Raw genomic sequence first — 11,389 nt, forward strand, 5'->3', positions numbered from 1 at the left:
CGCTCGGGTTTGCGTGCGTTCGTTTAGACTTCGCGAGCCGCTTTTCTTGCCGACGCACCGATGACCCGCCCGGATCTCCTCACAGCAATTCCCGTTCACGCCTCGACGGCCGCCGCATCATGACCGGCGGTTCGTTGTCGTTTCTGCAGATGATGTTCGCCGCGCTGTCGGATGTGGCGTTCGCGTGCGCGCTCGGCGGGGTGCTGCTGGGCGCGTGGCTGCATCGCGAACGGGCAGCTGCTGCGGTGTCGCCGGCGCAGCGCGGCGGGCGGCGCGCTGCGCGTGTGGGCATCGCGGCGGCGCTCGCGTTCGTGCTGTGCGGCTTCGTTTCGCTGTGGCTGGAGTCGGCCGCGATGAGCGGCACGTCGATCGCCGATGCGGGTTCGTCGCTCTGGCTCGTCGCGAGCGCGACGCACGCGGGCATCGGCTGGGCGGTATCGGTCGCGGGCGGCGTGCTGCTCGCGCTCGCCACGGCGACGAGCCGTCCGTTGGGCGCTGCGCGCGTGGCCGTCGCCGTGCTCGGCGCGTTGATCGCGGCATCGGGGAAAGCGGCGATCGGCCATGCCGCCGATGCGGGGGCGTTCTCCATCGCGGAAGGCGTGCAGTGGCTGCATCTGCTCGCGACAGGCGTGTGGGGCGGCGTCGTCATCGCGGGCGCGGTCGTCTTGCCCGCGCTCGACGCATCGACCGCCCGCGCTGCGCTGCTGCGCGTCGTCGCGCGCATGTCGAGCATCGCAACAGTCGCGGTGGCAGTCGTCATCGCGACGGGTCTCTTCAATGCATGGCGCGGCACCGGCGGATCGGCTGAGGCGCTGACGCAAAGCGGCTGGGGTCACGCGCTGATCGTGAAACTCGTGTTCGTCGCGGCGGCGCTCGCGCTCGGCGCGCTCAACCGCTGGTCGGCGCTACCGCGCCTGCAACGCACGGCATCGACGACGGACGCGCACACGGTCATCAACCTGATGCGCGTCGAAGCGGTGTTGATGGTGGGCGTATTCGTGGCGGCGTCGGTGCTGTCGCACAGCTTGCCGGGCTTCGCGATGGGCGGTTGAGCGGGTTGAGCGCCGGCTCACTCGTAACCGAGCTTATGGCTCACGATAGGGGCGCAGAACAGCGCGAGCGCGCATCCGGCCGCTTTGCCCTGAAGCTCGACAAAAGCGGTATGCGAATCCGCGACGAAGAGCACATCGAGGATCTGCGGCAAGCAGAACGCCACCGCGAGCACGATGAACCCGCGCGTCACCATCGAGATGCGCCAGCCGTGCTGCGCGCCGAGCACCGCCGCGATCACGCGCGCCACGCCGAGCGGCACGAATGCGCCGACGGCAAGCTGCGCGCGGACGGTTTCATCGGGAAGGACGTGCCACATGGTCGTTCTCGCTTCGGGCTGATGGCTTCAGCTTAGTGTGCAAGAACCTCGCCCGTCCAGTCTGTTCGTGACAGCGCAAACGGGTGGCCGGTATCGCGTAAAACGAAAACAATCAGAACGTGTGCTCGGGACCGGGAAAGCTGCCGTCCTTCACTGCGCTCACGTAGGCTTCGACCGCCGCGAAAATGCTCGGCTGGCCCTGCATGAAATCCTTCACAAAGCGCGGACGCTTGCCGGGAAAAATGCCGAGCATGTCGTGCAGAACCAGCACTTGCCCCGAACAGTCGATGCCCGCGCCGATGCCGATGGTCGGAATCGCGAGTTGTTGCGTGACCTCGCGCGCGACGAGCGTCGGCACCGCTTCGATCACGAGCAGTTGCGCACCCGCTTGCTGAAGCGCGAGCGCGTCGCGGCGCATCTGTTCCGCCGCCGCTTCGGACTTGCCCTGCACCTTGAAGCCGCCGAACGCATGCACCGACTGCGGCGTGAGCCCGACGTGGCCGCATACCGGAATCGAACGCTCGACGAGAAAGCGCACGGTATCCGCGAGCCACTCTCCGCCTTCTAGCTTCACCATGTGCGCGCCCGCGCGCATCAGCTTCACGGCATTCGCATACGCTTCTTCGCGCGATCCGATGGTGCCGAACGGCATGTCCGCGACGATCAGCGCGCTCTTGTTGCCGCGCGCAACGGACGCCGTGTGATACGCGATATCGTCCAGCGTCACCGGCAGCGTCGTGCTGTGGCCTTGCAGGACGTTGCCGAGCGAATCGCCGATCAGCATGACATCGACGCCCGCGCGGTCGAGCAGCGCCGCGAAGCTCGCGTCGTAGCACGTGAGCATCGCGATGCGCTGGCCCGCCTCGCGCATGGCTTGCAGCTTCGGAACGGTGATTGTCGAGCGGCTGGTTTCCTGCAGATACGTCATGATGATTTCACTTGAAATGGCGCGCGGGCGCGAAGCCCGAACATGAAGTTCGAACTCACACCGAGACGCCTTTGACAAAGAATTCCTTGCGCCCGCGCATGGTCTCGATCCGCTCGACGAGCAGTTCGAGATCGTCGTCCGATGCGACGGGATTCAAATGTTCCGCGTTCACCGTGAGCAGCGGCGTCGCGTCGTAGTGATAGAAGAAGTCGTTATAGGCGTCGGCGAGCGCGCGCAAGTACGAGTCGGAGATTTGCAGTTCCATTGGCAGCGCGCGTTTCTGAATGCGCGAGAACAGCACTTCCGGGCTCGCCTGCAGATACACCACGAGGTCCGGCGCAGGCGCGCTCGCTCCGATGCGCGAGGCGATATCGCGATATAGGTTGAACTCGTCGTCGGGCAGCGTGAGGCGCGCGAAGAGATCGCTCTTCTGCGTGAGAAAGTCGGCGATGAGCGGCGTGTTCTGCGTGAGCATGTCCGCCACTTCCCGCGTTTGCGCGACGCGTTGCAACGCGAAACTCAGTTGCGTGGAGAGCGCGTGCCGCGTCGTGTCGCGATAGAAGCGTTCGAGAAACGGATTGTCCTGCGGACGCTCGAACAGCGTGCGCATGGACCAGCGTTCGGCGAGCCGCGTGGCGAGCGTCGTCTTGCCGACGCCGATCGGCCCTTCGATCGCGATATAACGATGCGGCGGCCGCAACTGCGGCGCCGTGACGGTGAGAGGCGGATTGCTCATCGGCAATTGGCTTTGGTGGAGGCGGTGGAGGCGCTGGAGGCGCTGGAGGCTTGTGCCGCTGCCGGCTGCGCGGCGGGCGCCGCGCACTGGCACAGGGCGACTTTCTCGATGCGCTGGTCAGCGACGCCCGCGACGAACGCATCGGCGCGGCCGCGTTGCGGGATGATGAGATCGGGTTCGAGTTCAATGAGCGGCACGAGCACGAACGCGCGCTCCGTCATGCGCGGATGCGGCACGACGAGATCCATGTCGTCGATGCTGAACGCGCCGTACAGCAGGATATCGAGGTCGAGCGTGCGCGGCGCATTGCGATACGGCCGCTCGCGCCCGAACTGTTCCTCGATGACATGGCACAGGCGCAGCAGCGCACGCGCGGGCAGCGTCGTTTCGAGCTTCACGACGCAATTGAAGTAATCGTCGCCGGATGCGTCAATGGGCGCGGTGCGATACAGGCTCGACTTGGCGAGCACGGTGATCGTGTGCTGCTGCGCGAGACACACGACTGCGTCTTTCAGCGTTTGGCGCGCATCGCCGAGATTCGCTCCGAGGCCGAGATAAGCAATCGTCATGGCAGAAGTCCTACGCGTAGGTCCTGGGCGAAGCGCGTCGAGGCATCGAGGCATCGAAGCATGGAAAGGCATCGAAACGCCGGCACATTGCCCGGGTGCTAACCGTTATCCGCTACTTTAGCGAAAACCGGCTTTATTCGTTGTCCGCGCCCTGGATTTTCCGGGGCGCGCCGGCTTCGTTCGCAATGCGGTCGGATTCTGGCTCGCGCTCGTCATCGGACGCACTGCGTTCGGTGCCTTCGCCGCTTCCGCCGCGCTCGCCGCCCTCGGCAGCCTTGCGCTTCGCATTGCTGCGCCGGCGACGCTTCTTCGGCGCTGCACGCTCCTTGCCGCCTTGCGAGAGCAGGGCTTCCCGCGTGGCGCCGTCGCCCTCGATGAAATCGGTCCACCATTGGCCGATGGCCGCATCCAGCTCGCCCGACTCGCAACGCAGCAGCAGGAAATCATAACCCGCACGGAACCGCTGGTGTTCCAGCAGCTTCATCGCGCTGCGGCCGCGCTTTTCCAGCCGATGCTGCAAGCCCCAGATCTCGCGCATGTCGGCGGAATAACGCTTGTGAATGGCGAGTTTTTCCGTCTGCATGTCGAGGACATCGTCCATCGCGCGGTTCAGCGCCGGCACGGGATAATCGCCCGCGGCGGTGTACTTCTGCCAGCGCGTCTGCACGTCGTGCCACAAGAGCGTGGCGAACAGGAAGCTCGGCGAAACCGGCTTGCCCGCGCGCACGCGCTCGTCGGTGCTCGTGAGCGCGAGCGTCACGAACTTCTCGCCGTGCGGCTGTTCCAGCACGACATCGAGCAGCGGCAGCACGCCGTGATGCAGCCCTTCCTGACGCAAGCGCGTGAGACAGGCGAGCGCGTGGCCGGACAGCAGCAGCTTCAGCATCTCGTCGAAGAGACGCGCGGCCGGCACGTTGTCCATCAGATCAGCGAGTTCCTTGATCGGCGCGCGCGTCGCTTCGTCGATCTCGAAGCCGAGCTTGGCCGCGAAGCGCACGACGCGCAGCATGCGCACCGGGTCTTCGCGATAACGCGTGGCCGGATCGCCGATCATGCGCAGGAGGCGCGCGCGAATGTCGGCCATGCCGTCGTGATAATCCAGCACGGTTTGCGTCGCCGGATCGTAGTACATCGCGTTGATGGTGAAGTCGCGCCGCGTGGCGTCCTCGTGCTGCTCGCCCCACACGTTGTCGCGCAGCACGCGGCCGCTTGCGTCCACCGCGTGCGTGCGCATGTCGAGCTCGCCGCGCCGGTAGCGTCGCGGCGCTTCGGCGACGGGCTCGGGCGGCGCGTCGACGAGCGCGCGGAACGTGGACGTTTCGATGATCTCCTGCCCGAACTGCACGTGCACGATCTGAAACCGCCGCCCGATGATGCGCGCCCGGCGAAAGAGCCGCTGCACCTGATCGGGCGTGGCGTCGGTGGCGACGTCGAAATCTTTCGGCGCGACGCCGAGCAGCAGATCGCGCACCGCGCCGCCGACGATGAACGCGCGGTGCCCGGCCTGCTGCAAGCCTTCGGTCACGCGCACGGCGTTCTTGGAGATGAGCGACGGATCGATGCCGTGTATGTCCGATGACAGAATCACCGGCACATTCGGATCGCGCTTGACCGGGGCGGCGGCTTTCTTGCGCGGGGCACGCGTGCTCTTGCGGACGGCTTTCGCTTCGGTGGCTTGAGTGTCGTCAGCGGATGCGCCCGGCGTGTCGTTCGAGGCGCCTTCGCTGGATGCGGCGCTCTCTTGTCCGAACAGCTTGCGGATGAGTTTTTTAATCACGTGTATCGAAGAGGTTCAGGGTGCGCCAGCCTTTGGCTTGCGCATGCGCGCGCAGGGTCTCGTCCGGATTCGTGGCGATGGGGTCCGTGACGCGCTCGAGCAGCGGGATGTCGTTATGCGAGTCGCTATAGAAGTAACTGCGCTTGAAGTCGCCGAGCGTCTTGCCGAGCGACGCGAGCCATTCCTCCACGCGCACGATCTTGCCCTCGCGATAACTCGGCGTGCCGCGCGGCCTGCCGGTGAACGCGCCTTGCGGATGATCGCCGACGGTTTCGACTTCGCATGCAATCAGCGTGTCGATGCCGAACGCATCCGCGATGGGCGCGGTGATGAACGCGTTCGTCGCCGTCACGAGGCAGCACAGATCGCCGTTGTCCTGATGCTCGCGCACGAGCGTGACCGCGGCCGGCACGATGCGCGGATTGATGACCTCGTGCATGAACTGCGCGTGCCAGTCGGCGAGCTGCTCACGCGAGTACTTCGCGAGTGGCGCGAGCATCGCGTGCAGATAAGCGTTGATGTCGAGCACGCCCGCCTTGTAGTCGGCGTAAAAGGCGTCGTTCTGACGCGTGAATTCGGTCGCGTCGACGATGCCGAGCTTCACCATGAAGCGGCCCCATTCGTGGTCGCTGTCGGTGGGAATGAGCGTGTGGTCGAGATCGAAGAGGGCAAGGTTCATGGGAGCGCATTCTACTTGAAGCGGGTAGGAACGTTGTCCGGTGCGGCATCGGCGTCGGGCGCGTCGGCAACCGGGGCGGCGCGGTTCTCGCCGTCCGCGTCCTGCGGCGTATCCGGGGGCACGGCCACGAGCGGCGTCACGCGCCCGGTTTGGGAGAGCATCGAGCGCAAGAGCGCGCGCGTGACTCTGCGCTTCTGTTCGAGCGAGAAGCGGTCGAGATCGTCGAAAAGCGCCATCAGGCTCGGCATGTCGCGGCGGAAATGCGTGAGCAGATAAGCGGGGACGTCCTCCGCGAGCACGATGCCGCGCTCGTGCGCCGCGTGCTTGAGAACCGACGCCTTCGCTTCGTCCGAAAGCGGCAGCAGGTGGAAGACGAGGCCCCAGCCGAGACGCGTGCGCAAGTCCTCGCGCACGGCGAGCGTCATCGGCGCGGCGTTGCCGGTGGCGACGAGCGCGCTCGCCGGATACGCGCGCACTTCGTTGAACAGATTGAAGAGCGCGATCTGCTGCGCGGGCGAGAGGCGGTCGCAGTCGTCGACGGCATACAGCGCGACTTGCGGATCGAAGCCGAACGCGTGCAACGCGCTCTGCGGGCTGAGATAACGCGCCCGGCTGCCCGCTTCATGAACGAGCGCGTGCAGCAGATGACTGCGCCCGCTGCCGGGCTCGCCCCAGACATAGAACGTGCGATCCGCGACGGGGCCGGACGCGAGCGCGCCTTCGAGCTCGCGCAACCGCGTGACCAGTTCGTGGTTGCCGGCGGCGAAGAAATTGTCGAAGGTGGCGGGCGGCGGGGTGCCGAGGTCGAGCGTCAGTTGGCGTTGCACGGGGAATGGATGTCGTCGGCTGGATGCTGCGTTCTCTCGAAAACAGGCGGCGTGGGCTCTCCGATGCGCGCGAGGCCGCCTGTGGCAGCCGGCTAGACGCTCGGGCGCGTTTCGTCGGCTGGGCCGTTCTGTCTCGAAAAGGCGCTGCCGCGCGGCGAGGGAAAGCTGCCGGGCGACCGTCCTCGTATCATCATCGGGTAAAATCGCATTTTACCGACCTTCTCGCTCTCCCCCATGAATCAACCGAAATCCGCCCCGGACACCCAAGGTTTGTCGTATCGCGATGCAGGTGTCGACATCGACGCGGGCGATGCGCTCGTCGACCGGATCAAGCCGTTCGCCAAGAAGACCTTGCGCGACGGCGTGCTGGGCGGGATCGGCGGGTTCGGCGCGCTCTTCGAAGTGCCGAAGAAGTACAAGGAGCCGGTGCTCGTGTCGGGAACGGACGGCGTCGGCACCAAGCTGCGCCTCGCGTTCCAGTTGAACCGGCACGACACGGTCGGGCAGGATCTCGTCGCCATGAGCGTGAACGACATTCTGGTGCAGGGCGCCGAGCCGCTCTTCTTCCTCGATTATTTCGCGTGCGGCAAGCTGGACGTGGACACCGCGGCCGATGTGGTCAAGGGCATCGCGCAGGGCTGCGAGTTCGCGGGCTGCGCGCTGATCGGCGGCGAGACGGCGGAAATGCCGGGCATGTATCCGGACGGCGAGTACGACCTCGCGGGCTTCGCGGTCGGCGCGGTGGAAAAGAGCAAGATCATCGACGGCAGCACCATCGCCCCGGGCGATGTCGTGCTCGGGCTGGCGTCGAGCGGCATTCACTCGAACGGGTATTCGCTCGTGCGCAAGATCATCGAGCGCGCGAATCCGGACCTGAACGCCGATTTCGACGGCCGCTCGCTTGCCGACGCGCTGATGGCGCCGACGCGCATCTACGTGAAGCCGCTGCTTTCCGCGATGCAGAGCATCACGGTGAAGGGCATGGCGCACATCACGGGCGGCGGGCTCGTCGAGAACATTCCGCGCGTGCTGCGCGAGGGTTTGACGGCAGAGCTGGATCATCGCGCGTGGCCGCTGCCGCCGCTTTTCGCGTGGCTGCAAAAGCACGGCGGCGTCGCGGATTCGGAGATGCATCGCGTGTTCAATTGCGGGATCGGCATGGCGGTGATCGTCGCGGCCGGGGACGCCGATGCGGCAACGGGTCTCCTCTCGGCGGCGGGCGAGCAGGTGTGGAAGATCGGCGTCGTGCGCGAGAGCCGTGAGGGCGAGGCCCAGACGGTGGTGGTTTAAGCGTCGCCAGTCGTTTCCCATTTAAGAAACCCTCGCGCTGCGCGAGGGTTTTTTTCTTCTCAAGCCGCGCCGGTCGCGCATGCGTTTCGACTCACAAAGGCAGTCGACTCGTTGTCTGCATTGGTGAGCGCAGCGTCCAAAGAATGGCAACGGCGGACTGGTACATGACGTCGTGAGCCTGTATCGGGCAAATCGCGTGCTCAACATCGAGCGACCGCGTGCGGTGATAGGCGTTCGCAAAGCCGGCCCGCAAGATTTCAGCCTCTCTATTTGAGGCTTTCGCAGTTCCGCTTTATGGCTTCGACTGCCTGCTGCGTCGCATCGGGCGCGCAGCAATCCACCACAAGGCGTTCGGGCATCGCGCGCAGCCATGTCAACTGGCGCTTGCACAACTGCCGCGTCGCGAAGATACCTTTGTCGCGCATCTCGTCGTAGCCGGTCAGGCCGTCGAGATATTCCCACGCCTGCCGATAGCCGACGCAGCGCATCGACGGCATCGACACATCGAGATCGCCGCGCGCGCGCAGGCGCTTCACTTCGTCGATGAAACCGTGCGCGAGCATCGCGTCGAAGCGCGCCGCGATGCGCGCATGCAGCACCGCGCGGTCCGACGGTTCCAGCGCGATCGGCACGAAGTGGTACGGCGCTTCCTGCTCCAGCACGCGCGGCGCGGCGAGCAGCGCGGACATTGGCTGGCCGGTCAGCAGATAGATTTCGAGCGCGCGCTGGATGCGCTGCGAATCGTTCGGCGCGAGGCGCGCCGCGGTTTGCGGATCGACCGCCGCGAGCCGCGCGTGCAGCGCGGGCCAGCCGTCGCGCGCGGCGTCGGCGTCGAGCGAGGCGCGCACGGACGGATCGGCGGGCGGCAGGTCGTTGAGGCCCTGCGTCAGCGCCTTGTAGTACAGCATCGTGCCGCCGACCAGCAGCGGTACGTTTCCCCGCGCGACGATCTCGCCGACCAGCCGCAGCGCATCGGCGCGAAACTGCGCGGCCGAGTAAGCGTCGGCCGGATCGATGATATCGATCAGATGATGCGGCGCGGCCGCGCGTTCCGCCGCGTTGGGCTTGGCCGTGCCGATATCCATCTCGCGATAGACGAGCGCCGAGTCCACGCTCACGATTTCCACTGGCCGCGCCGACGCCGCCGCGAACGCGAGCGCCGCCGCCGTCTTGCCCGACGCCGTCGGCCCGAGCAGACAGGCTACGTGCGAGGCCACGTGCAAAGCGGGATGGCTCATTGTCCGCGCATGAAAAGGCGGTCGAGGTCCGCGAGCGTCAGCTGGTACCACGTCGGGCGGCCGTGATTGCACTGATCGGCGCGTTCGGTGGCTTCCATCTGACGCAAGAGGGCGTTCATTTCGTCGAGCGTGAGGCGGCGATTGGCGCGCACCGCATGGTGACAGGCGAGCGTGCCGAGCAGTTCGTGCTGCCGCTCGGTGAGCACGCGCGATCCGCCGTACGCGTGCAGATCGGCGAGGACGGCGCGGGCGAGCGCAACGAGGTCCGCGTCCTTCAGCAGCGCCGGCACCGCGCGAATCGCGATGGAAGTCGGCGACAGCACCGCGAGATCGAAGCCGAGCGCGTCGAGCGTCTCGCGTTCTTCATCGACGATGCCGATTTCCACCGGGTCCGCCGTCATCGAGACCGGAATCAGCAGCGGCTGCACGGCGATGGAGCGGTCCGCGAGCGCGTGCTTGAACTGCTCGTAGAGGATGCGTTCGTGCGCGGCGTGCATATCCACGATGACGAGTCCGCGCGCGTTCTGCGCTAGCACGTAGATGCCGTGAATCTGCCCGACGGCGAAGCCGAGCGGCTGCTCGTCGGCGTGTGCGCGGCTCGCGGCGGCGTAGGCGGGCGCGCTGTCGTCGTTGGCCCACGCGACGGCGGGCGATGCCGCTGCCGCAGACGCGACCGGCCCATCGGCGTCCTTGCGCCCGAACAACGCGTCGTAGAGCGCGAGCGGCTGCGCGACGGGCAGCGACCCTTGCGTCATGCGCGATTGACGCATCCACGTGGTGCCGTTTTCGTTCCTGGCTACCGATCCCGCGCTCGCGACAGGCCGCGCGCTGAACGACGCCGGCCCGGTCGGTTCGAGCTGCGCCGCGTGCCCGCCCGCTGTTGTTTCCGGCGACGCGCCCGCATGCCGCGCAAGCGCCCGCTGCACCGCGTGGAACACGTACTGGTGAATCGAGCGCGAGTCGCGAAACCGCACTTCGATCTTCGACGGATGCACGTTCACGTCCACCGATTCGGGCGGCAGGTCGAGAAACAGGACGTACGCCGGATAGCGGTTGCCGTGCAGCACGTCCTCGTAGGCGGCGCGAACCGCGTGCGTGAGCAGCTTGTCGCGCACGAAGCGGCCGTTCACGAAGAAATATTGCTGGTCCGCGCGTCCGCGGCTGGCGGTCGGCAGGCCCGCGCAGCCGTAGACGGCGAGCGGCCCGGCGCGTTCGTCGAGCGGCAGATGCGATGTCTCGAACACTTCGCCCAGAATTCGGGCGACGCGCGTGGCCGGATCGCTTGCGTTCCAGTGCTCGACGGCCTTGCCGTTATGCATCACGGAAATGGCGACGTCGGGCCGCGCGAGCGCCACGCGGCGAATGACTTCGAGGCAATGCCCGAGCTCGGTTTGTTCGCTTTTCAGGAACTTTCGGCGCGCCGGCGTGTTGAAGTAAAGCTCGCGCACGTCGATGGTCGTGCCGACCGTGCCCGCCGCGGGCGAAATGACGCCCGTTTGCGCGTCGATGCGCGTGGCGTGCGCGCAGTCCTCGGTGCGGCTCGTGATGAACAGTTCCGCCACCGATGCGATCGAGGCGATCGCTTCGCCGCGAAAACCGAGCGTGGCGACGGCTTCGAGATCGGCGAGCGAGCGGATTTTGCTGGTCGCGTGCCGCATGAGCGCGAGCGGGAGCTCGTCGGGCGGCATGCCGCAGCCGTCGTCGGCGATCACGATGCGCTTCACGCCGCCTTCGTCCAGCGTCACGCGCAAGCTGCGCGCGCCGGCATCGAGCGCGTTTTCCAGCAGTTCCTTGACCACGGACGCCGGCCGCTCGACCACTTCGCCCGCGGCAATCTGGCTGATGAGCTGGTCGGGGAGCGGGGCGATGGCGCGCGCACCGCGCGCCACCGCGGCGGGCGGCGCGCCGGCCTTCCCGAACCGGCCCCACACCACCCCCTACTCCAGCCCAAACGAAGTTTGTAACGTCTCGAACTT

The 11,389-nt window shown here is 66.6% G+C and carries 11 protein-coding genes; 2 read left to right on the forward strand and 9 right to left on the reverse strand.

Annotated features, from left to right (window positions below; translation table 11 throughout):
- The first annotated feature begins 119 nt into the window (after positions 1-119).
- A complete protein-coding gene (locus NCR37_RS02295) occupies positions 120-1,052 on the forward strand; it encodes a CopD family protein (RefSeq protein ID WP_250471331.1) in 933 nt (310 codons plus the stop codon).
- Between the two features lie 17 nt (positions 1,053-1,069).
- Here NCR37_RS02295 and NCR37_RS02300 read toward each other — a convergent pair whose 3' ends face one another.
- The 7 genes from NCR37_RS02300 to hda all read right to left on the reverse strand — a co-directional run bounded on the left by NCR37_RS02300 (position 1,070) and on the right by hda (position 6,885).
- Complete coding sequence (locus NCR37_RS02300) at positions 1,070-1,369, reverse strand: hypothetical protein (RefSeq protein ID WP_250471332.1); 300 nt, start codon at positions 1,367-1,369, stop codon at positions 1,070-1,072.
- A 112-nt stretch (positions 1,370-1,481) separates the two neighbouring features.
- Positions 1,482-2,297, reverse strand: a complete 816-nt coding sequence (gene panB, locus NCR37_RS02305) for a 3-methyl-2-oxobutanoate hydroxymethyltransferase (RefSeq protein WP_250471333.1) — start codon at positions 2,295-2,297, stop codon at positions 1,482-1,484.
- Between the two features lie 55 nt (positions 2,298-2,352).
- Positions 2,353-3,033 (reverse strand): deoxynucleoside kinase, encoded by a 681-nt coding sequence (locus NCR37_RS02310; protein ID WP_175939531.1) that lies wholly within the window; start codon positions 3,031-3,033, stop codon positions 2,353-2,355.
- Positions 3,030-3,602 (reverse strand): 2-amino-4-hydroxy-6-hydroxymethyldihydropteridine diphosphokinase, encoded by a 573-nt coding sequence (gene folK / locus NCR37_RS02315; protein ID WP_250471334.1) that lies wholly within the window; start codon positions 3,600-3,602, stop codon positions 3,030-3,032. The genes NCR37_RS02310 and folK overlap by 4 nt, the downstream gene beginning before the upstream one ends.
- 133 nt (positions 3,603-3,735) lie before the next feature.
- A complete protein-coding gene (pcnB, locus tag NCR37_RS02320) occupies positions 3,736-5,379 on the reverse strand; it encodes a polynucleotide adenylyltransferase PcnB (protein ID WP_250471335.1) in 1,644 nt (547 codons plus the stop codon).
- Positions 5,372-6,058, reverse strand: a complete 687-nt coding sequence (locus NCR37_RS02325; RefSeq protein WP_250471336.1) for a histidinol-phosphatase — start codon at positions 6,056-6,058, stop codon at positions 5,372-5,374. Before NCR37_RS02325 ends, pcnB begins: the two co-directional genes overlap by 8 nt.
- A gap of 11 nt (positions 6,059-6,069) precedes the next feature.
- Complete coding sequence (hda, locus tag NCR37_RS02330) at positions 6,070-6,885, reverse strand: DnaA regulatory inactivator Hda (RefSeq protein ID WP_250471337.1); 816 nt, start codon at positions 6,883-6,885, stop codon at positions 6,070-6,072.
- Between the two features lie 234 nt (positions 6,886-7,119).
- On the opposite strand from hda, the gene purM reads away from it, so the two are divergent.
- Positions 7,120-8,175 (forward strand): phosphoribosylformylglycinamidine cyclo-ligase, encoded by a 1,056-nt coding sequence (gene purM / locus NCR37_RS02335; RefSeq protein WP_250471338.1) that lies wholly within the window; start codon positions 7,120-7,122, stop codon positions 8,173-8,175.
- Between the two features lie 266 nt (positions 8,176-8,441).
- Here purM and miaA read toward each other — a convergent pair whose 3' ends face one another.
- Together miaA and mutL are read right to left on the reverse strand one after the other, a co-directional pair.
- Positions 8,442-9,413, reverse strand: a complete 972-nt coding sequence (miaA, locus tag NCR37_RS02340) for a tRNA (adenosine(37)-N6)-dimethylallyltransferase MiaA (protein WP_250471339.1) — start codon at positions 9,411-9,413, stop codon at positions 8,442-8,444.
- Positions 9,410-11,347, reverse strand: a complete 1,938-nt coding sequence (gene mutL, locus NCR37_RS02345) for a DNA mismatch repair endonuclease MutL (RefSeq protein WP_502800471.1) — start codon at positions 11,345-11,347, stop codon at positions 9,410-9,412. The genes miaA and mutL overlap by 4 nt, the downstream gene beginning before the upstream one ends.
- Between the last annotated feature and the right edge of the window lie 42 nt (positions 11,348-11,389).

Origin of the sequence: Caballeronia sp. GAFFF1, from assembly GCF_023630705.1 — a bacterium.
In the GTDB taxonomy this organism is placed as follows: domain Bacteria; phylum Pseudomonadota; class Gammaproteobacteria; order Burkholderiales; family Burkholderiaceae; genus Caballeronia.